Source organism: Flavobacterium calami (assembly GCF_038290035.1).
Lineage (GTDB): Bacteria > Bacteroidota > Bacteroidia > Flavobacteriales > Flavobacteriaceae > Flavobacterium > Flavobacterium calami.
On sequence record NZ_JBBYHS010000013.1, the window covers coordinates 143057 to 164168 of the forward strand.

The window sequence follows — 21112 nt, forward strand, 5'->3', positions numbered from 1 at the left end:
AAAAATTAAAGTTTACCCATTGCATATTGCAGGGAATAATATTGAATAATAGCATCTATATTGGCATTGTTCAGTGAGATTTTGGCTTCGTTGAGCTGCAATTCTGCATCCACTATATCACTGATTAGGGCAAAATCATTGTCATAACGGCTTTTTACAATTTTGTAATTACTTAGTGCCAGATCCACGTCTTTTTTGAAAGTGACAATATTCCTGACACTTTCGGTAAATCTCACGTATGCGGCTTTTACATCCTGATTAATTACATCTTTGGTGGCTTCGAGAGCAATGTTGCTTTTGTCTATCTGAAGTTTGTCGGCACCGGTTTTGTGTTTTAGATTATAAAAACTCGAAACATCCCAGCTAAGCGAAACACCTGCAGCCCAGTAATTAAGGATGTTATTCGAATAATCAGGCCATTGTGCCGGATATTGTGTATTAAAAAGCAGATTAGCATTGACAAAGGGCTTAAAACCGCTTTTGGTTATATCCAGAGAAGATTCGGCTATCCTAACATTGATTTCGGATCTTTTGATTTCGTAGCGGTTTTGATAAGCCTCATTGAGGCTTTCCTCTAAACTAACTTCTTCTTTCGGAATTAAAATACCGTCTAATACCGGTTTTAGTTTCGTATTTGTTGGCAATCCTGTTAAAATATCCAGATAGTTGCTGATTAACTCAATGGAATTGGAACTGCGGAAAACAGCCACTTCAAAATTTGATTTTTGCAATTCGGTTCTTAATAAATCACTTTTCAGATTCTGACCATTGGCTACCCTTGATTCTAATTGTTTGATTCGTAAATCGGTGTTGACAATATTTTGTTTGGTCACCTCAATTTGTTTATATAGTTTTTCAAGTGTAAAAAATTGCGTGGTGATAGTTTGTTTAATTTCAGATTCGGTCATTTTTGCTACCGATTCCTGCATATTGGCTATTAGTTTTTGCTTGTCAATCTGATTGTTGATGGCACCTCCGTAATACAAAGGCATACTTGCAAATACACTCGCAGAACCTTGCTGGTTATAATAATCGACAGTTACATTTTTTTCATAAAAGCCTTCATAAACTTTTGGATTACCAATATAATTATAGCCCATATTTAAGCCAATAGCAGGAGTTTTGGCAATTTTGGACTGGCTTAAGTTTTCATTGGCAACCGCAACATCTGTATTAGCAATTTTAAGCTGATTGTTGTTTTGAATCCCTAATTGAATAGCTTCGTTCAGGGTTATGATTCGTGCATCTGCAGGGATATTTTGCTGTGCATTTTTTTTTGCACAGATGAAGAAGGCTAAAAGAAAAATTAAAAAGTCTAATTTTTTGTATCGAAAATTAATCATTTGTCTATGTTTATTTAGGACCAAATACAATCAACTATAAAATTTCACCTTCTCAACCATGTTAAAATAACATTGTAAAAATGGCTTACGCTTATAAAATTACAAATAAAATGTTAAAATCTGATAAAATAGACATACTTATTATATTCTTTTTTAAAAATAATTATTTGAAAGTTAATCAGTTAAGTGATTTTGGTCTGTTTTCTTTGGGAATGTCTTCCAATAAAGAATTGTGCTAATTTTTCTGCTTTTGAAATATTGAAAACAGAAGTTTTTGTACTTGTTTACGGTATCAAAACAGGACTGTGAAAGGTTTCTTAAAGTCTGGTAATCAAAAGTTTTTATGTTGTAAATTAGTGATTATGAAATTTTTAATAAGATATATCATGAAAACAAAAATAAGTACTGTCGTATTATTACTTGGATTTGTAATAGCGACGAATGCACAAAAGAAGATAGAGGTTGCTGAATTGCCAAAACCAGCGCAGGAGTTTTTAAAAAAGTACTTCAGCGACTCAGCAGTTGAAAGTGCCAAAAAAGATGCAGAGCACGGCGAAAAAGGATACGAAGTAAAACTGAAGGATGGAACCGAAGTAGAATTTTGGAAAGATGGTTCTTATCGTGAGGTTGACGGAGGCGATAAACCAATTCCGACAGCATTTATTCCACAAAATATAAAAAATTATGTGGCAAAGCATTATCCAAACGAGAAAATTACCCACATTGACTACGGACATAAAGACCTTGATGTAGATTTAACTAATAAAATAGATCTTGAATTTACGAAGGAAGGTAAATTTATTAAAGGAGAAAAAGATTAAAAATTTATATAGGTAAGTTAAAATTAGTTGTCTGGCGGAGTCCATTCGACTTTGCTCAGGATAAACTTAGTCGAAGCCCTTTTTAATTTAAAAGCTTTTGATAAATCCCGGGTGAAACAGAAGATAACATCTTTTTTTTATCTTACTGGTACAAAAAAACAAAACTCCATTTATTTCTAATGGAGTTTTGTTTTTATAGATTTTAACAAACTTTATTGTTGTTTGGCAGAAGTTTCGATTTCAAAAACTAAAGTAGCATTTGGCGGAATCACACCTCCGGCACCTGCTTCGCCATAAGCTAAATTTGAAGGTAAAAAGAAGATTGCCTTATCTCCGTCTGTCATCATATCAAGCGCTTCAATGAATCCCGGGATCATTCCGTCTTTTTTGCCTACAGTAAAAGGAAAAGCTTTGTAGCCGCCCTGAGCATCTCTGTTGGCATTATATTTTCCGTATGCTTTTTCTACATTTGGCATACTGCTGTCAAAAAGATTTCCGTCTTCAAAATATCCTGCATAGTGAAAATAAATGGTAGATCCATCAGCTCCTTTTACACCAGTTCCTTTTTGTGTAATCACATATTTTAAACCAGATGCTGTTGTGGTAGCTTTTGCTTTAGTTGCTGCAAAATAAGCGGCTTTGTCTTTAACTATTTTTTGAGCTTCTAATTTTTTTGCTTCATCTTTTTTAGCATCGTCAGCGATAACTTTTAAGGCGTCGAATTTTTTGGCAGCAGCACCTTTACGGGTAATGGTAATTTTTGTCATAATATCGTCCTGAACAATTTTGTTTACATTGTCCATTCCGGAAACCACATGTCCAAAAATAGTATGCTTTCCGTTTAACCACGGAGTTTCTTTGTGAGTGATAAAAAACTGGCTTCCGTTGGTAGCTGGTCCGGAGTTGGCCATTGCCAAAATACCGCCTTTGTCAAAAATTAATTCTTTTACGAATTCATCTTTAAAAGAATAGCCAGGACCTCCTGTGCCATTTCCATCAGGGTCACCTCCCTGAATCATGAATTCGTTGATTACTCTGTGAAACTTTAAACCATCATAAAATGGTTTCCCTTTAAGTTTTTCTACTTTTACATTAGGGTTTTTACCTTCTGCCAAAGAAATAAAATTAGCAACAGTAACAGGAGCTTTTACATATTCTAAAGTTAAAACGATATCACCTTTTGTTGTTGAAATCGTAGCAAAAATACCCTCGTTCGGATTTGCCTTTGGAGCTGTTTTTTGCGCTGGTTTTGTTGCTGCAGTTTTAGGTTTGGCAACAGGCTTTTTTGTGGTTTGTGCCTGAATGTTAAATACTGCCAGGCAGCATAAAAATAGAAATTTAAATTTCATTGTGTTTAATTTTAATCAATTTGGTTAAAAAAAAATTATGGTTTTTCAAGTAACTGAACTTCGAAAATAATATTCGCATTTGGAGGAATAACACCACCAGCCCCAGTTTCTCCATAAGCTAAATGCGATGGAATAAAAAGTACTGCCTTGTCTCCAAAAGAAAGTTTTTCAATTCCTTCGATAAATCCGGGAATCAGACCAGATTTGCTTCCGGCAGTAAAAGGAATAGGCTGATACCCGTTTGCATCTGCTTTTTCCTGAATGAAGTTTCCAAATGTTTTGGCTACATCTGCTGAACTGGTATCAAATAAAGTTCCGTTTTCTAAGAAACCAGAATAAGGAATGTATACCTGAGTTCCGTTTGCTGGTTTTTTACCTGTTCCTTTTTCAATAATTACATATTCTAATCCAGAAGCTGTTTTGGTAGCTTTTGATTTTAAATCTGCATAATAAGCTACTTTTTCTTTTTCTGCTACTGCATATTTACTTCTTTCTTTGGCTATTTCAGCAAAATAATCATGAAACACTTTTACAGCATCAAACTTTTTAGCCTCTTCACCATTTCTGATAATAGTTACAGAAACAACTTTATCGTCCTGAAGTATTTTGTTTACTACTTCCTGATCTTTTGCATCAACTACATGACCAAAAATAGTATGCTTGTTATTTAGCCAGGGAGTTTCTACGTGTGTGATAAAAAACTGGCTGCTGTTTGTTCCGGGACCGTTATTAGCCATTGCCAAAAGACCCGGTTTGTCAAATTTTAAATCGCTAAATTCATCCTTAAATTTATATCCAGTATCTCCAGAGCCTGTTCCTTCCGGATCTCCGGTCTGAATCATGAAGTTTTCAATAACCCTGTGAAATTTTAATCCGTCAAAAAAAGGTTTCTTTTTCAGGTAATCTTTGGTTACAAATTCATTTTTTCCTTCTGCAAGGGTTATAAAATTAGCAACAGTTATAGGTGCTTTTTTGTAATCTAGTTCAACTATAATATGACCTTTGTTTGTTTCGATGTCGGCATACAAACCATCAGGCAGATTGCTGTGTTCGTTTTTGCAGGAGTAAAATGAGGTAACAGCTAACAATAATAATAAAATTCTTTTTTTCATTTTTAAAGATGTTGTTTTTATGGGGTTAAGGTATCTTTTTTAGTTTCATTTACTGGTTTTGATGCTGTTCCGGTCGGATTTTTTGGCGTATTTGCAGGAGCAGCTGCAGGATCCGGCACAAAATTCCGAAGCGTAACCGTACACATTAATGGCTGATTGGTTCCGATTTTGTTATTGTCTCCGTGATAACCATAAGCAATATGAGATGGAAACAGAAAGGTAACAGTTTCATTTTTATGCATTAGCTTAATACCGTCACGCAGTCCCATCATGATATCCTGTTTGTCTACATAATAGGTTTGAGGTCCCAGTTCTGCTTCAGAATATATGATTTTACCGTTAATGTCTTTTATTTCTAAATTAAAATAAGCAATGTCTCCTTTTTTAGGAGTTTGGATATCGGCAGTATTTTTTTCGTCATAGTAGAGCCAATATCCTTTTCGGGTTGCATAATACTTAACTTTGGGATTGTTTTTGATGATTTTTTTTATCACATCTTCTTCACTTGCAACAAGTTTTTTGTTTCTGTCAGCCGATTTTTTCATAAACGTTCCCGAAGCCTGAGAAACAGGTCTTCTGGCTTCTTCGTGTTGTTTGCAGCTGATAAATAAAACAGTAAAAAGCAAAGTACATACACTTAGTTTTAAATAGCTCATATGGGGTTATATTTTTAGTTTAGTTACTAAATCTTCAAATTTTCTCACTGTTTCTTCCATCGAAGTTTCAGATCTTCCGCCGGCTGCATTACTGTGACCGCCGCCATTGAAATGATCTCTCGCAAATTGGTTTACATCGAATCCGCCTTGGGAACGGAAGGATATTTTAATAATGCCTTCTTCTTTGTTTTCAATAAAAATAGCGGTAAAAACAATGCCTTTGATGCTTAATCCGTAATTAACGATCCCTTCCGTATCGCCTTTTACATAATTAAAAGAATCAAGCTCTTCCTGAGTCAGTGATGTATAAGAGGTTTTATGGTCTTCAAAAATTTTCATATTTTGAAGTGCCTGACCTAATAATTGCAAACGGCTGAATGAGCTATTGTCGAATAATAAAACCGGAATTTCAGTATTTTCGGCACCCAAATCAATTAATTCGGCGACTATACGGTGAGTATTTCCTGTGGTTTTAGGAAAACGAAATGAACCTGAATCGGTCAGTATTCCGGTATAAATGCAGGTTGCAATGGTTTTATCGATATCTTCTTTTTGGTTTAAGAACAAAATGAAGTTATAAATCATTTCACAGGTGGAACCAAAGGAAGTGTCGGAGTAAGTATAAGCTGCATAATCATGCGGTTTTTCATGATGATCGATCATGATAAACGGTGCAGTAAGTCTGGCTAAAGTGTGTTCCATTTCGCCGGTACGATGGAGGGCATTGAAATCAAGAGTAAAAACCAGTTCAGCTTCTTCTAATATTCTGGTGCAGTTTTCAGTATCTTTTTCGAAGACTTTTACGGTTTCAGAACCCGGCATCCACGCTAAGAAACCAGGAAAATCATTAGGACTGATTACGGTTGGCTGATGATTGTTCTTTACTAAAAAATGATATAATCCTAAGGTAGAACCCATAGCATCGCCATCTGGACCTCTGTGAGGGATTATTGCAATTTTCTTTGGGGTTGCGAGTAATAATTTTATCGCCTCAATATCTTGTATTTTCATAGTGTGCGAATTTACATTTTTTTAATGTAATGTTGAAAACATTTCACAGATTAACACACTTTTACCAATTATGAGTTGGGAGTTATTAATTATTAGTTTGAATTGTAAATTTTGAAGCTGAAATTATTGTTTGAAAGGTAATTAAGATGTGTTTTTTTTGAATAAAGTAAGGAACAAACTGATTTATAATTCGGTTAGAAGTTTTGGAATTCGGAATTTTTTGTTTTGAAATTTATCTTTTGATACAATTTATATTTCGGACCTTTTACAATTTGTGATTTATATATTCCAACAGAACCGGATGAAAAGTAAGCAACAGTACAGGCAATGGCAATAAATATTCCGGGCTGAAGTCCGAATAATTCGATTCCCATGATGGTACAGGCGATAGGGGTATGGGTTGCGCCCGAAAATACGGCTACAAAACCTATTCCTGCCAAAAGGGCAATCGGCATCGGAATTACAAGTGATAAAGCGCTTCCTAATGTTGCGCCGACAAAAAATAACGGGGTTACTTCACCGCCTTTAAAACCGGCTCCTAAAGTAAAACCTGTAAAAAGAATTTTTAGTAAAAAGTCATACCATTCATTTGGGGTGGAAAAGGAATCCACAATTACAGGAACACCAAGTCCTGAGAATTTTGTAAATCCGAAACCTGCAATGGCAATCGCTAAAACAATTCCGCCAATTACAGGACGTAGTGGTGGATATTTAATGTTTTTTGAAAATAAGGAACTCCAAAAATGGGTGCTTCTTGCAAATAATAAAGCGGCAAGACCTGATAAAATACCCAGAATGATGGTGTAAAATAAAGAAGAAAAATTGATTTCTGAAACAAAAGGAATGTTGTATTGGGTGTGTTTTACCTGCCAAAATTCAACTGTAAAATAGGCAATGTAGGCTGTTAAAAATGAAAGAATAACACTTTTGAAATTTATTTTACTAAAATATAAAACCTCTAAAGCAAAAATAGCTCCGGCCAAAGGTGTTCCGAAGACTGATGCGAAACCTGCGCTGATTCCAAGAATAATCAGAATCTTTCTTTCGGAATTATTTAATCTGAAAAAAATTGTGAACTGATCGGCAATAGCGCCACCCATTTGAACCGCAGTTCCTTCACGACCTGCAGATCCTCCGAATAAATGTGTAAGCAAGGTTCCTAAAAGTACTAAAGGAGCCATTTTGAACGGAATTGTTTTCTGAGGATTTTCATATTCTTCCAACAGTAAATTATTCCCTTTTGTGACAGATTCACCCCAGTAATAATAAATTAAACCAACTAAAAATCCACCGAAAGGCAAAAGCCATACAATCCAGTTGTAATGGATTCTAAATTGCGTAACCCACTCTAAAGAAACTAAAAAAAATGCCGAAGCAGATCCTGACAACAGACCAATTAATGTACAAATGAGAATCCATTTTGGAATGGAAAGCAGTAATTGTTTTGGATTTTGAAAAGTCATTAAACCAAGGGTGATGTTTTTAGCCACGAATTTCACGAATTTTCATGAATATTGAATGCTTTAGCACAGAAATAAATCTTTTTTTAATTCTGTAACTAAAAATTATTTGCGCAAAAAGGTGAAATTCGTGGCAAAATATTATTCCTGCACCACAGCTGTAAATTCAATTTCAACCAGATATTCAGGTGCAACTAATTTGCTGATTTCATAAAAACCGGTTGTTGGTTTTACGTCTTTAAAGAAAATAGCGTGTGCTCTTGCTACATCTTCAAAAGTAGAAATATTGGTAGTAAAAATTCGGGTTCTGATCACATCTTTCATTCCAACATTCAAATCTTCCAATACTTTTTCAATACGTTCCAGGATGTTATAAGTCTGCGCATAAGCATCGTCAGCTTTTACTTTTTCGCCGTCAACAATCGCTACTGTACCCGAAACTTCAATGATGTTGCCAATTCTTACGGCACGGCAATATCCCATTTTGTCTTCCCAAGGAGATCCTGTTAAGATGTTTTCTCTTTTCATTTTTTGTTTTTTATTGAATTTGTTTTGTGAAATTTTAAGTACAAATTCAGGTTAATTAAATACGCTGCAATTTATAAAATATGCCAGTCAAAAGAGCCAAAATTGTTTGAAATGATTCTGTAATTCATTCTTTTTTGTGATATTTTACATGAAAATAAAGAAGAGTTATTCTGTCTCATTTTGCTCAAAAAGCCTTAGTTTGTTTTTTGCTGTATTTAAATTTTGCTGTAAAACTTCAATTTTGTTTAATAAATGTGCAATGGCATCAATACCTTCCAGATTTATTTTGAGATCGTAATGCAGCCGAATCATTTTTTCTATAACAGGAAGTTGTTCAGGTTCTAAATATTCGTCTTCATCCTGAATGATAATTTCCACCAGTCCATAATTATTTAGCTCGGTTATAAACGTATTTTCAATTTCGTGGTACAGACAAAATTGCTTTATCTGAATTAAATTTTTGCTATTCATGACTTCCTATTTTAGATAATTGCTGAAATAATTCTTTTTCTTTTTGAGATAAACCGGTTGGGATTTTTAATTTGTAAGTGATGAATAAATCGCCAAATTGGTTTTCTTTTTTGTACACCGGAAAACCTTTTCCTTTTAGTTTGACTTTTGTTCCGGTTTGTGTTTCAGGAGAAACTTTTAGTTTGACTTTTCCGTCAAAAGTATTTACCTGAATTTCGCCTCCCAAAACAGCTGTGTACAAATCAAGTTCAGTTTCTGTATACAAATTGTTGCCTTCGCGTTTAAAGGCTGAATGATTTTCAATTTGAAACGTGATGTATAAATCTCCATTAGGGCCTCCGTTTGCGCCTGGTCCGCCATGTCCGGGTATTTTTATGATCTGACCGTTTTCTACTCCCGCCGGAATTGTAATCCGGATATTTTTTCCGTTAACTGTTAAGCTTTGTTTGTGAGTGGTATAAACAGAGGCTAAATCCAATTGCAGTTCTGCATTGAAATCCTGTCCTCTGTATTTAGCCTGACCTCTGCCGCTTCTTGCAGATCCGTACATGGAATTGAAGAAATCTGAGAAATCACTTTCTGAAAAATCACCGCCAAAACCAGAAAAATCCTGACTGCTTTGCTGTCCTGAATATCGCTGTTGCTGATTCGGATCATAACCAGCTTTTTCGAATTCATCAGCATGTTTCCAGTCTTTTCCGTACTTGTCGTATTTTTTACGGTTTTCAGCATTGCCCAAAACTTCATTGGCTTCATTTATTTCCTTGAATTTTTTCTCTGCTTCCTTTTCATTCGGATTCAGGTCAGGGTGATACTTTCTGGCTAGTTTCCGGTATGCTTTTTTAATTTCGGCCTCACTGGCTGATTTTGTAACGTCCAGTATTTTGTAATAATCTATATAATCCATCTTTATAAATTTTTAGATAAATAAGTTTATATTGAAGTTAAGAATAAGTTGTTAACTATCAAAGGGATGTGGTGATTTTGAAACAAAAAATGAAGTATTGTTTCTGAATTGGTTTGGATTTTGGAATTTTAGAATTGGAAATCATTTTTGAATAGAAGAAGAATAAGTGGCAGGTTTTTTGTGTCTAAAAATTAGCCTAATTTATTGTTATAAAAGTCATAAAGTTGTAGCTGCAAATTAAATTATGCTATTTTTGCGATACGATATTATTGATTTTATAAAATAATTTTAAAAGCCGATTCGATAATACTTTTTCAATGAAGCATATTTTATTTTTCATATTATTTTTTACAACTCTGACAGTTTCTGCTCAGGGAGAATTTAACTCAGGTTTCAGGTCTATTCCTGCTCCAAAGTTTAGCACTAAACCCAATAAAAAAACACCAATTTCGGAAGTAAAAGATCCACAGACTGAAAAATCAGATATCCCCAGTATTAAAACGCCTAATGTTTTTGATAATACCAGCATAACCCCAAAATCTAAATTTCAGATCGGGGAAGAAAAAAGCAAGTTTACTATGTCGACAGAGAGTGATTTTGCAAATCCCGGAGATCGTTATGTTCCTAAAATGGAAAAAGATTTAGATAAGGCCTTAAAAGAAGCAGGACTCAAAGAAGGCAGGGGAGAGCTGGTCAAGAAAAATATTTCTTTGGGTGAAATTAAAACCAAATCGGCTTATTTCATTGTAAAATTAAGGGATTTTGGTGCTATCGATGGTGATTTGGTTAAGATTTCTTCTAATGATCAGGTTATTCAAAATCAATTGTTTTTGGATAGTAATTACAAACAAATAAAAATTGTGCTTGTAAACGGTTTTAATAAACTTGATTTTGAAGCATTAAATATAGGCTCTTTGGGAGGGAATACTGCCGAAATTCAGGTCTATGATGATAAAGGAACTCTTGTAACCAATGATTACTGGAATAATCTTGCAGCGGGATTTAAAGCTACAATTATTGCAACGAAGGAGTAAGCTAAGTTGCTAAGATTCTGAGTTTTTTGTTATAAAGTTTAAAACTTAGCATCTTAGAACCAATCTCAGTACCGAAAAAAAATAAAATTCCATTTTTCAATTTCGAATTTAAAAAGTATTTTTGCGCATGCAACACAACGTACTTATTTTAGATTTCGGATCGCAATATACTCAGCTTATTGCGCGTAGAGTTCGCGAATTAAATATATTCTGCGAAATTTTTCCTTACAATCACATTCCAAGTGATTTATCAAGTTATAAAGCCGTAATTTTAGGAGGAAGCCCTTTCTCTGTTAGGGGAGAAGATGCACCACATCCTGATTTATCACAAATTAGAGGTAAAATGCCTTTGCTTGCCGTTTGTTACGGAGCACAATATTTGGCTCATTTCAGCGGAGGTGAAGTAGCAGCTTCCAATACAAGAGAATACGGAAGAGCCAACTTGTCTTATATTAAAGAAGGCGAAACTTTCTTTGAAGGAGTTTCAGAAAACAGCCAGGTTTGGATGAGCCACAGCGATAGTATCAAAGCGCTTCCAACAAATGCTGTAAAATTAGCGAGCACACATGATGTAGAATACGCCGCTTACAAAATTGAAGGCGAAACTACTTATGCAATTCAATACCACCCAGAAGTTTACCATTCAACAGATGGAAAAAAGATGTTGGAAAACTTCTTAGTGAAAATTGCTGAAGTTCCTCAAAACTTTACACCAAATGCTTTCGTTGACGAAATGGTAGCAGAATTAAAAGAGAAATTAGGAAATGATAAAGTCGTTCTTGGTTTGTCTGGAGGAGTAGATTCTACTGTAGCAGCAGTTTTATTACACAAAGCAATCGGACAAAATTTATACTGTATCTTCGTTAACAACGGACTTTTACGTAAAAACGAATTCCAAAGTGTATTAGACCAATACAAAGGAATGGGACTAAACGTTAAAGGTGTAGATGCCGGAGATCGTTTCCTTGGAGAATTAGCCGGAATTAGTGATCCTGAGACAAAACGTAAAACAATCGGTCGTGTGTTTATCGAAGTTTTTGATGATGAATCACACTTATTAGAAGACGTAAAATGGTTGGCACAAGGAACTATTTATCCAGATGTAATCGAATCTGTTTCGGTAAAAGGACCATCGGCAACTATTAAATCACATCACAACGTTGGTGGATTGCCAGATTATATGAAATTGAAAATTGTAGAACCACTTAGAATGTTGTTTAAAGACGAAGTTCGTAGAGTTGGAGCTACTTTAGGAATAGATCCAGAATTATTAGGAAGACACCCTTTCCCGGGACCTGGATTGTCAATCAGAATTTTAGGAGATATCACGCCGGAGAAGGTACAGATTTTGCAAGATGTTGATTCTGTATTTATCGAAGGATTAAAATCTTGGGGATTATACGATAAAGTCTGGCAGGCTGGAGCAATTTTGCTTCCTGTAAATAGTGTTGGTGTTATGGGCGATGAGCGTACTTATGAAAAAGTAGTAGCGCTTAGAGCGGTAGAATCAACTGATGGTATGACTGCTGACTGGGTTCACTTACCTTACGATTTCTTAATGAAAGTATCAAACGATATTATCAATAAAGTAAAAGGCGTGAATCGTGTTGTTTACGATATTAGTTCAAAACCACCTGCAACAATTGAGTGGGAATAGTAGCATAATTTAAAATTAAGGTCTTACATTTGTAAGGCCTTAATTTTTTAATAACCTACTATTTATGAGAGAACTTTTAACGATTTCTCTTGTGTTTGTTTTGTCTTTTAACAGAATAACTGCGCAAGATTCAATTATTGAACACAAAATTCAAAAGGGTGAAACTGCTTATTTTATTGTCCAAAAATATAAGGTTTCTGTAGACGAAATCTATAAACTCAATCCCGAATCGCAAAACGGAATCAAGGACAATCAAATTATAAAGATTCCGGTTCATTCTTCAGAAAAAGCAAAATCAGACCAACAAAGGACTCATATTGTTGGTGAAAAGGAAACGATTTACGGTTTATCAAAAAAATACAAAGTTTCGCAGGAAGCGATTCTGGAAGCCAATAAAGAAATTCTTGCGAGCGGACTTCAGGTTGGGCAGGAATTAATTATTCCGCAAAACTCAAATCTTTCTAAAACTGAAAATACAGCTGTTTCAAAAACGACGCATCTTGTTGTGGCAAAAGAATCTTTATTTAGTATTGCCAGACAATATAACGTTTCAGTTCAGGATCTGGAAAATACGAATAAAGATATTCTGTTTAATGGATTACAAATAGGACAAAACATTATAATTCCGAACAAAAGAAAAACTTTAGACGGAAGAGTTCGTGTTATTAATAAAGAAACTGTTTTTCATGTGGTTGAACCAAAAGAAACCAAATTTTCAATTTCAAAAAAATACGGAATTTCAATAGATCAGTTAGAATCTCAAAATCCCGAAATCGTAAACGGATTGATTGTTGGAAATAAACTGGCTATCAATACGAAAGGAGTTAAACCGGCAAACGAGACTGAAGAATTGATGCTGGCTTTGGCAGAAAAGCAAGTTGTGGTTGAAAAAACCAAAGCAAAAACGGTCGAAATAGAAGATTTGAAAGACAGACTTGTTGTTCAGAAAGAAATGAATCAGAAAATTATAAAAATTAATGATCTGAAGGTGAATCTGAATGATATGAATGGTTCTAAAGAAAATTCGGTTGAAAAATTGCGTCTGGTTTTAGAAGCCAATAAAAATGTGCAGGATGTTTTAATGGCAAAATTAGATTCATTGGTAAATACGATGAACAATGATTTGGTCGAATTAAAAAGAATGGATGTTTTAAACGTGGATGAATCAAAACGTCTGGAAAAACAGTCATACGAAAGCATTGGAAAAACGAGCGAACTATCATCTCAATTAAAAAAGGAACTGGCTGAAAACCGAAAAGCGTATGCAGGTTTAATGAATAAAGTCGAGAAAATCGCTGTTGAAGAAAATCAGGAATACAAGAAGAAAATCCGCGAAAGCGAAAAAAAGAATAATGTAACATCGATACAGCAAAGGCTTTCATTAGAAGAAATTAAACGTTACAAAATTGAACAGGAGCTTGGCGATGCCAAAAACCAACAGTTAATTTCAAAAATTGATTCGCTGGATACCCAAAAGCAAATTGAAGTAAAACGTCACATTAGTAAAGCCTCTTATTATAGTATGGAAGCAAGAAAATTTGACGACAAACTGGCTTTGGTAAAACTGAAAAAGTATCAGGATGAAGCAATTAAAAAATCAGGATCTGCAGAAACTTCAAAAGCAGTATCAGTGGAAGAAATGAAACGTGAACTAAAAGAAAATCCTTTTAAGAACGAAAAAAATATAAAAATTGAAGTTTTTGATAATCTAAAAGAAGTTCCAAATGGCTATTATCTGGTTTTAGGTATATTTACGGATGCAGTGCCAAGAGATCAATTGATTATGAAACTGATTGATTCGGGTGATTTTAATGCCAGTTTCTTTTTTAATATCAACAGTCTTTCTTATTATGTTTATTCAGATAAGTATAATAACATGGAAGAAGTTTTGTATCAATGCAAGAAAAAAGAAGAAAACGAGTTATATAAAAATGTAATTATTGCTAAGGCAGAAATCGATCTCAGGTAATAATTAGTAAAGAATTAACTTTCGGACTGATTTTTGTTTTAAGCAGAAATTAGTATCTTGTTCGCATTAAAGAATAATTGTTTTTAATATCTATTATGAAATATTTTTTCACCGTATTTTCTATTGTTTTTTTTATGACCTGTTCTGCTTTTTCTCAGGGAAAAGTGGTTAAATACACTGTTTCAGCAGGAGAAACAATCAATCAGATTGCTCAAAAATTTAAGGTTACACCTTACGATATTTATCAGCTAAATCCGGATGCCAGAACCTCATTGAAGCCTAATACGGTTTTATTGATTCCGAGTGTTAATGGAAAAGCAGACCTTATCAAAAAAGAGGAGTCTTCAGCTAAAAAGAGTGGAAATACCAAAGAAGTGATTCATGAAGTACAACCAAAAGAAACATTTTATAGTATAGGGAAAAAATATGGCGTTTCTGAAGACGATTTAAAGGCTGCGAATCCATTTTTAGAGAAAACAGGTGTTCAGATTGGTCAGAAACTGGTAATTCCTGCGAAAGGTTCCGCTGCAAAAAACACTTCTGCTTCCGATAAAAAAACGAAAGAAAAAGAATCTGAAAAATATGTTTATCATGATGTTGTGGCAAAAGAGACTAAATTTTCGATTGCCAAACAATACAAGACAACAGTTGAAGATTTAGAAAAAAGAAATCCTGAAATTGTTTCGAATTTGCCTGTTGGATACCGATTGACAATAAAAGGAACTGCACCAAAATCAGAAACTACAGCTTCAGTTGCAAATGCAGTAAAACCATCTGAAACAAAAAAAACTGCTCAAACTTCAAAAAAAGTGACCACTTATATGGAGTATCAGGTGAAGCCTAAAGAAACTTTTTACAGTTTAGGAAGAGTGTTTCATCTTACTCAGGAAGAGCTAACAGAATTAAACCCATCGCTTTCTGAAGGGGTAAAAGAAGGTATGGTTTTAAAAGTTCCTTCAGGTTATGTGGCTCCTGTGCCTATTGTTGTGAAAGAAGAATCAGGACAAACTGAAAAACCGGTAGAAAATAAAGGAGGAATTCAAATTCTTGAAAAAGTAAAATCAGAAACCGTTTCTGCTGATCCTGAAGTGGTTGAATTAAGTAAAAAGCGTGGTCAGAACGAACGCAAAAAGCTGGTTCTGTTATTGCCTTTCAATATTGCTAAGATGCAAAATGATACAGTGGGTTTTGCTAATCGCGTCAAAACGGATAAGTTTTTAAATATGACCCTGGATTTCTATTCAGGAGCCATGATGGCAATTGATTCGGCAAAAACGTTAAAACTGCCTATCGATATTTCGATTTATGATTCGCAGGAGACCAAAAACACTTCAAACATTCCGAGTCTGATTACGCAAAACAAACTTCAGGATGCCGACGCAATTATAGGGCCTTTTTATCAAACCAATGCTGAGACAACGGCTAATACGCTGCGTTTGCATAATATACCGGTAATTTCGCCATTATCAAAAGATTCAGCCAATCCGATTGATAATTTGTACCAGTCAATACCAACAAATGATGTCGTCAGAAATACGGTTTTTGATTATATGCGTTCTAAAAACGGTAATATTGTAGCTGTAGTTGATAAGAAAAAAGAATCGGTTATTAATTATATCAAGCAAAATCAAAAAGGGGTTGCTTTTGCTTCTTTAACTGAAACAGGAGGCTTGGATGTTGCCAGTCTGAAAAGCTTATTACTTCCAAACAGAATGAATTATGTGGTAATGGAAACCGCTAATACTGCAATGGTAAAATATACAATTAAGGCTTTGATTGATGCCCAAAAAACATGTCAGATACAATTAGTAATTTTAGAACCTAATAGTACCCTGGATACTGACGAAATTTATTTTGAAAATCTGGTGAAATTAAAATTAATGTATCCGTCTGTTACGCGTGAAAGTGATGAAGCAAAAGTTTTGATTTTTGAAAAAGAATACAAACTGAAAAACAAAGTAAATCCAAATACTTATGCAACCCGCGGTTTTGATGTGACTTTTGATACCATGATGCGTTTGGTTCAGGGGAAAACATATCAGGAAACAGCAGATTTAATGACCACAGAGCAGGTTGATAATAAATTTCAATATTATAAAAAAGAAGATGGCGGACACGCAAATAAAGGTGTCTACATTTTATATTACGATTCAGACTTAACTTTAAAAGTAGCAAATTAATGACATCCAAAGTAACCTATTTAGGAGATTTAAGAACAAAATCAATACATGTACAGTCAGGAAGCGAAATCATTTCTGATGCACCATTAGATAACAACGGAAAAGGAGAAGCATTTTCTCCAACAGATACAGTTGCAAACGCTTTAGCAAGCTGTATGTTTACCATTATGGGAATTAAAGCCCGTGATTTAAATGTAGATTTAGTTGATTCGACAGCTGAAGTAACTAAAATAATGAACGCTGAGCCACGAAGAATTGGAGCCATCGAAGTTATTTTTGAATTAATAAGCAATGCCGATGAAAAAAGCAAAACAATTTTAGAACGTGCTGCAATGACATGTCCAGTATTTTTGAGCCTTCACCCGGATATTGAAAAAAGAGTTACTTTCAACTGGAAATAAAAATACAATTACAGCATTTAAAGAAGCAAGGAAGAAGATAAAACAATATTCTTTTTTCTTGCTTCTTTTTTCTTTTAAAAAATGGAACAAGACAAAAAACTTCTTATAAAATTAGCCCATACCAAAATGCCTTTCGGAAAATACGAAGGACGCTTTTTGATTGATTTGCCTGAATATTATGTAGTCTGGTATCATAATAAAGGTTTTCCCAAAGGTGAATTAGGACAGCAGCTTCAGCTTATTTATGAATTAAAACTGAATGGACTGGAAGATTTAATCCGGAATATTAAAAAGCAATATCCGAAACCTTTTTCTTAGTTTTTTGGATTGTTGGATTTTTAGAATATTAGATTAAACTTTCATTATAATAGTTTGAAATGGATTAAAGCATGAGGATATTTTAATACAACTTAAAGTTTCTTTTTAATTTGAAAAACAAAAAAATCCAGTAATCTAAAATTCTAAAAATCTAAGAAGTCTAATATTCAAATTGTCTAATTAAATTTGTACTTTTGCCAAGTTTTTTACACAACTACTTACAAACAACTACAGAATGAATCAAACAAAATATATTTTTGTTACAGGAGGTGTGACCTCTTCATTAGGAAAAGGGATTATTGCGGCATCTTTGGCAAAATTGTTACAGGGAAGAGGATACCGTACTACTATTCAGAAATTTGATCCATACATTAACGTAGATCCGGGGACACTAAACCCGTATGAGCACGGAGAATGTTATGTGACAGATGATGGAGCTGAAACTGACTTAGACTTAGGACACTACGAGCGTTTCTTGAACGTTCCTACTTCTCAGGCTAATAACGTTACTACAGGAAGAGTTTATCTTTCTGTTATTGAAAAAGAAAGAAGAGGAGAATTTTTAGGAAAAACGGTTCAAGTTGTTCCTCATATCACAAACGAAATCAAAGACAGAATGCAATTGCTAGGAAAATCTGGCGATTATGATATTGTAATTACTGAAATTGGTGGTACTGTTGGTGATATCGAATCTCTACCTTATATAGAATCTGTTCGTCAATTGGTTTGGGAGTTAGGTGAAAATAACGGAATCGTGATTCACTTAACGTTAGTTCCATTCTTGGCAGCTGCAGGTGAATTGAAAACTAAGCCAACACAGCACTCTGTTAAAACTTTAATGGAAAGCGGTATTAAAGCAGATATTTTGGTTTGTAGAACGGAGCATGAATTGTCTCAGGAATTACGCCAGAAATTAGCTTTGTTCTGTAATGTGAAGAAAGAAGCGGTTATTCAGTCCATTGATGCTTCTACTATATATGAAGTTCCAAACTTAATGCTGGAAGAAGGATTAGACGTGGTAGCTCTAAAAAAATTAGATTTACCTAAAAAAGCATCTCCTGATCTTAAAACTTGGAATACTTTCTTAAAAAGATTAAAAAGCCCAAAACAAACTGTAAACATTGGTTTGATTGGTAAATATGTAGAAATGCAGGATTGTTACAAATCTATTTTAGAGGCGTTCATCCATGCAGGTGCTGCAAATGAAACAAAAGTAAATGTGATTTCAATTCACTCAGAACATATTAATATTGACAATGTTGCTGAGAAATTAGGGCCTTTGGACGGAGTTTTAGTTGCTCCGGGATTTGGTGAAAGGGGTATTGAAGGGAAAATTGAAGCAGTTCGTTATGCACGTGAAAATAATATTCCGTTTTTCGGAATTTGTTTGGGGATGCAAATGTCTGTAATTGAGTATTCCAGAAATGTTTTAGGTTACGCTGAAGCGAATTCTACAGAGATGAATGATAAAACAAAACATCCTGTGGTAAATTTGATGGAAGATCAAAAAACAGTTACAGATAAAGGCGGAACAATGCGACTTGGAGCCTGGAAATGTGAGATTAAACCAAATACGCTGGCAAATAGAATTTATGGCGAAAAAACGATTTCTGAGCGTCACCGTCACCGTTATGAGTTCAATAATAAGTATAAAGATGAATTAACTAAAGCAGGTTTAATTGCTTCAGGAGTAAATCCTGATACTGGATTGGTAGAAATTGTAGAATTAGAAAACCATCCGTTTTTTATTGGTGTACAATACCATCCTGAATACAAAAGTACAGTTGCAAATCCACATCCTATTTTTGTAAACTTTGTGGCTGCTGCTGTAAATTTTCATAAAAAATAATATTAATATTCTAAGAGGATGTAACTTTTGAGTCAAACTCACAACTAATATCCTTCAATGAATTACTTTTTTAAATAATAATGGAAGAAAAAAAATTAGACCTTAATTCGATCATTGGTTTCGTATTGATATTCGGAATTTTGATTTGGATCATGTATCAAAATCAGCCTTCTGAAAAAGAAATTGCTGCAGAAAAAGCCAAGAAAGAATTGGTAGCTAAACAAGAAGCTCAGGCAAAAGCTGATAAAGCTAAAACTGCGTCATTACCAGCTGCAGCTGTAACTCCTGGAGATACAGTTCAACTGGCTCAATTGCAAAAAACTTTGGGAGGATTTGCTTATTCTGCAACACTTCCTTCTGCAAAAGAAGCTTTCACTACAATCGAAAATGAAAAATTGAGATTGAAGATTGCTAACAAAGGGGGGTATATTGTTGAAGCTACCTTAAAAGGGTTTGAAAAATTTCAAAAGGGTTCAAAACAATTAGTAGAGCTAATTAAGAATAACAATTCTAATTTGAATATTCAGTTATTGACTACAGATAACAGAACTTTGAACTCTAAAGATTTATTTTTTGAACCTGCTTTGACTAAAACAGGAACAGATCAGGTTTTGACTATGCGTTTGAAAGCCGGAGCTAACGAATTTTTGGAATACAAATATGTATTAAAAGAAAATGATTATTTAGTTGGTTTCGATATTCGTTCTCAGGGATTAAACCGTGTTTTAAATTCTGCAAAACCTTTGGATTTACAATGGGATTTAAAAACATACAGAAACGAAAAAAGTGTTTCTTATGAAAACCGTTATGCTGAGATTTATTATGAACATGAAGATGGAAAAATAAATTACGCTGGTTTAGGAAGTCATGAAGAAGAAACAGTTGAAAAAGTTAGCTTTATTGCTTATAAGCAACATTTCTTTACCTCTATTTTAGTTACAGAAAAGCCTTTTGTAACTACTAAATTAGAATCTACTAATTTGGTTAATGATGAGAAAATTGATACTGTTTTTACGAAACAGTTTAAAGCAAATATTCCTTTAGCATTTTCTAATGGCGAGATTGATTATAAAATGCAATGGTATTTTGGTCCGGCAGATTATAAGGTGTTAAAATCTTACGATAAAAATTTTCAAAAAATTATTCCATTAGGCTGGGGAATCTTTGGATGGATTAACAAATTGATATTCGTTCCGCTGTTTGGATTCTTAAGTTCTACAATAGGATTATCATTAGGAATTGCAATTATTATCTTTACAATTATTATCAAATTGGCCATGTCGCCAATTACGTATAAATCATTCCTGTCTCAGGCTAAAATGAAAGTTTTAAGACCTGATATTACAGAGTTGGGAGAAAAATACAAAAAAGACCCAATGAAAAAACAACAGGAAACAATGAAATTGTACAACAAAGCAGGAGTAAACCCAATGGCAGGATGTATTCCGGCATTGATTCAGCTTCCTTTTATGTATGCTTCGTTTCAGTTTTTCCCCGCAGCATTTGAGCTAAGGCAAAAAAGTTTCCTTTGGGCAGACGATTTATCATCTTTTGATTCTGTTGTAAAATTACCTTTCCATATTCCATTGTATGGAGATCATATCAGTTTGTTCCCTATTTTGGCTGCTATTGCTATTTTCTTTTACATGAAAATGACTTCAGGTGACCAGCAGATGGCGGCTCCTCAGCAGGAAGGTATGCCGGATATGGCAAAAATGATGAAAATCATGATTTATGTTTCGCCGTTAATGATGTTAATTTTCTTCAATAGCTACGGAGCAGGATTGAGTTTGTATAACTTTATTTCAAATTTAATTACAATAGGAATTATGTTTGTGATTAAGAACTATATCGTGGATAGTGATAAAATTCACGCTCAGATTCAGGAAAACAAACAAAGAGAGCCTAAAAAACCAAGTAAATTCCAGCAGCGTCTTCAGGAAGTAATGGAGCAGCAGGAAGCAGCTAAAAAAGAAGCTCAGAAAAAGAAAAAATAAATTTTTAAGTGAAAATAAAAGGTCGGAATAATTAAATATTCCGACCTTT

Annotated in this window: 18 protein-coding genes; 9 read left to right on the forward strand and 9 right to left on the reverse strand. The window is 34.1% G+C overall.

The genetic code is table 11. The features are described 5' to 3' along the window. Positions 1–5: 5 nt before the first annotated feature. Complete coding sequence (locus AAEO57_RS13480; protein ID WP_341693467.1) at positions 6–1343, reverse strand: TolC family protein; 1338 nt, start codon at positions 1341–1343, stop codon at positions 6–8. A gap of 386 nt (positions 1344–1729) precedes the next feature. Here AAEO57_RS13480 and AAEO57_RS13485 point away from each other — a divergent pair, with 386 nt between their 5' ends. Then, positions 1730–2164 carry a PepSY-like domain-containing protein gene (locus AAEO57_RS13485; protein ID WP_341693469.1) on the forward strand — a complete coding sequence of 145 codons (435 nt, stop codon included), beginning with the start codon at positions 1730–1732 and terminating at the stop codon, positions 2162–2164. Between the two features lie 212 nt (positions 2165–2376). On the opposite strand, the gene AAEO57_RS13490 is transcribed toward AAEO57_RS13485, so the two are convergent. The 8 genes from AAEO57_RS13490 to AAEO57_RS13525 all read right to left on the reverse strand — a co-directional run bounded on the left by AAEO57_RS13490 (position 2377) and on the right by AAEO57_RS13525 (position 9658). Next, positions 2377–3513 (reverse strand): peptidylprolyl isomerase, encoded by a 1137-nt coding sequence (locus tag AAEO57_RS13490; protein WP_341693472.1) that lies wholly within the window; start codon positions 3511–3513, stop codon positions 2377–2379. Positions 3514–3548: 35 nt separating this feature from the next. Beyond that, positions 3549–4625 carry a peptidylprolyl isomerase gene (locus tag AAEO57_RS13495; RefSeq protein WP_341693474.1) on the reverse strand — a complete coding sequence of 359 codons (1077 nt, stop codon included), beginning with the start codon at positions 4623–4625 and terminating at the stop codon, positions 3549–3551. A 17-nt stretch (positions 4626–4642) separates the two neighbouring features. Continuing rightward, positions 4643–5281, reverse strand: coding sequence for a gliding motility-associated peptidyl-prolyl isomerase GldI (gene gldI / locus AAEO57_RS13500; RefSeq protein ID WP_341693476.1), 639 nt, complete (start codon positions 5279–5281; stop codon positions 4643–4645). 6 nt (positions 5282–5287) lie between these two features. Next, a complete protein-coding gene (locus tag AAEO57_RS13505) occupies positions 5288–6292 on the reverse strand; it encodes a DHH family phosphoesterase (protein ID WP_341693477.1) in 1005 nt (334 codons plus the stop codon). Between the two features lie 194 nt (positions 6293–6486). After that, the gene (locus AAEO57_RS13510; RefSeq protein WP_341693541.1) at positions 6487–7755 is read right to left on the reverse strand and encodes a voltage-gated chloride channel family protein; all 1269 of its coding nucleotides are present in this window, start codon (positions 7753–7755) and stop codon (positions 6487–6489) included. Positions 7756–7893: 138 nt separating this feature from the next. Further along, entirely contained in the window at positions 7894–8280 is a 387-nt protein-coding gene (locus AAEO57_RS13515) for a RidA family protein (RefSeq protein WP_341693478.1), read from the reverse strand. Positions 8281–8445: 165 nt separating this feature from the next. Next, on the reverse strand, positions 8446–8751 hold the full coding sequence (locus AAEO57_RS13520; protein WP_341693479.1) for a chaperone modulator CbpM: 306 nt from the start codon (positions 8749–8751) through the stop codon (positions 8446–8448). Then, complete coding sequence (locus AAEO57_RS13525; RefSeq protein ID WP_341693480.1) at positions 8744–9658, reverse strand: DnaJ C-terminal domain-containing protein; 915 nt, start codon at positions 9656–9658, stop codon at positions 8744–8746. Before AAEO57_RS13525 ends, AAEO57_RS13520 begins: the two co-directional genes overlap by 8 nt. Before the next feature lie 317 nt (positions 9659–9975). Here AAEO57_RS13525 and AAEO57_RS13530 point away from each other — a divergent pair, with 317 nt between their 5' ends. The 8 genes from AAEO57_RS13530 (at position 9976) to yidC (ending at position 21063) form a co-directional block, all read left to right on the forward strand. Beyond that, entirely contained in the window at positions 9976–10692 is a 717-nt protein-coding gene (locus AAEO57_RS13530) for a hypothetical protein (RefSeq protein WP_341693481.1), read from the forward strand. Positions 10693–10819: 127 nt separating this feature from the next. Then, on the forward strand, positions 10820–12349 hold the full coding sequence (gene guaA / locus AAEO57_RS13535; RefSeq protein ID WP_341693482.1) for a glutamine-hydrolyzing GMP synthase: 1530 nt from the start codon (positions 10820–10822) through the stop codon (positions 12347–12349). 64 nt (positions 12350–12413) lie between these two features. Next, positions 12414–14318 (forward strand): LysM peptidoglycan-binding domain-containing protein, encoded by a 1905-nt coding sequence (locus AAEO57_RS13540; RefSeq protein ID WP_341693484.1) that lies wholly within the window; start codon positions 12414–12416, stop codon positions 14316–14318. A 95-nt stretch (positions 14319–14413) separates the two neighbouring features. Beyond that, positions 14414–16498: a PBP1 and LysM peptidoglycan-binding domain-containing protein gene (locus AAEO57_RS13545; RefSeq protein ID WP_341693486.1), complete on the forward strand. Its 2085-nt coding sequence runs from the start codon at positions 14414–14416 to the stop codon at positions 16496–16498. Next, positions 16498–16899, forward strand: a complete 402-nt coding sequence (locus AAEO57_RS13550) for an OsmC family protein (protein WP_341693488.1) — start codon at positions 16498–16500, stop codon at positions 16897–16899. The genes AAEO57_RS13545 and AAEO57_RS13550 overlap by 1 nt, the downstream gene beginning before the upstream one ends. 81 nt (positions 16900–16980) lie before the next feature. Then, complete coding sequence (locus tag AAEO57_RS13555; RefSeq protein WP_341693490.1) at positions 16981–17217, forward strand: DUF3820 family protein; 237 nt, start codon at positions 16981–16983, stop codon at positions 17215–17217. A 235-nt stretch (positions 17218–17452) separates the two neighbouring features. Continuing rightward, the gene (locus AAEO57_RS13560) at positions 17453–19066 is read left to right on the forward strand and encodes a CTP synthase (protein WP_341693492.1); all 1614 of its coding nucleotides are present in this window, start codon (positions 17453–17455) and stop codon (positions 19064–19066) included. Positions 19067–19146: 80 nt separating this feature from the next. Continuing rightward, positions 19147–21063 carry a membrane protein insertase YidC gene (gene yidC, locus AAEO57_RS13565; protein ID WP_341693494.1) on the forward strand — a complete coding sequence of 639 codons (1917 nt, stop codon included), beginning with the start codon at positions 19147–19149 and terminating at the stop codon, positions 21061–21063. The last annotated feature ends 49 nt before the right edge of the window (positions 21064–21112 follow it).

What these genes read in the sequence shown, in the direction of transcription:
- AAEO57_RS13480 (WP_341693467.1), bottom strand. Translation starts at nt 1,343, where the DNA reads ATGATTAATTTTCGATACAAAAAATTAGACTTTTTAATTTTTCTTTTA.
- AAEO57_RS13485 (WP_341693469.1), top strand. Translation starts at nt 1,730, where the DNA reads ATGAAAACAAAAATAAGTACTGTCGTATTATTACTTGGATTTGTAATA.
- AAEO57_RS13490 (WP_341693472.1), bottom strand. Translation starts at nt 3,513, where the DNA reads ATGAAATTTAAATTTCTATTTTTATGCTGCCTGGCAGTATTTAACATT.
- AAEO57_RS13495 (WP_341693474.1), bottom strand. Translation starts at nt 4,625, where the DNA reads ATGAAAAAAAGAATTTTATTATTATTGTTAGCTGTTACCTCATTTTAC.
- gldI (WP_341693476.1), bottom strand. Translation starts at nt 5,281, where the DNA reads ATGAGCTATTTAAAACTAAGTGTATGTACTTTGCTTTTTACTGTTTTA.
- AAEO57_RS13505 (WP_341693477.1), bottom strand. Translation starts at nt 6,292, where the DNA reads ATGAAAATACAAGATATTGAGGCGATAAAATTATTACTCGCAACCCCA.
- AAEO57_RS13510 (WP_341693541.1), bottom strand. Translation starts at nt 7,755, where the DNA reads ATGACTTTTCAAAATCCAAAACAATTACTGCTTTCCATTCCAAAATGG.
- AAEO57_RS13515 (WP_341693478.1), bottom strand. Translation starts at nt 8,280, where the DNA reads ATGAAAAGAGAAAACATCTTAACAGGATCTCCTTGGGAAGACAAAATG.
- AAEO57_RS13520 (WP_341693479.1), bottom strand. Translation starts at nt 8,751, where the DNA reads ATGAATAGCAAAAATTTAATTCAGATAAAGCAATTTTGTCTGTACCAC.
- AAEO57_RS13525 (WP_341693480.1), bottom strand. Translation starts at nt 9,658, where the DNA reads ATGGATTATATAGATTATTACAAAATACTGGACGTTACAAAATCAGCC.
- AAEO57_RS13530 (WP_341693481.1), top strand. Translation starts at nt 9,976, where the DNA reads ATGAAGCATATTTTATTTTTCATATTATTTTTTACAACTCTGACAGTT.
- guaA (WP_341693482.1), top strand. Translation starts at nt 10,820, where the DNA reads ATGCAACACAACGTACTTATTTTAGATTTCGGATCGCAATATACTCAG.
- AAEO57_RS13540 (WP_341693484.1), top strand. Translation starts at nt 12,414, where the DNA reads ATGAGAGAACTTTTAACGATTTCTCTTGTGTTTGTTTTGTCTTTTAAC.
- AAEO57_RS13545 (WP_341693486.1), top strand. Translation starts at nt 14,414, where the DNA reads ATGAAATATTTTTTCACCGTATTTTCTATTGTTTTTTTTATGACCTGT.
- AAEO57_RS13550 (WP_341693488.1), top strand. Translation starts at nt 16,498, where the DNA reads ATGACATCCAAAGTAACCTATTTAGGAGATTTAAGAACAAAATCAATA.
- AAEO57_RS13555 (WP_341693490.1), top strand. Translation starts at nt 16,981, where the DNA reads ATGGAACAAGACAAAAAACTTCTTATAAAATTAGCCCATACCAAAATG.
- AAEO57_RS13560 (WP_341693492.1), top strand. Translation starts at nt 17,453, where the DNA reads ATGAATCAAACAAAATATATTTTTGTTACAGGAGGTGTGACCTCTTCA.
- yidC (WP_341693494.1), top strand. Translation starts at nt 19,147, where the DNA reads ATGGAAGAAAAAAAATTAGACCTTAATTCGATCATTGGTTTCGTATTG.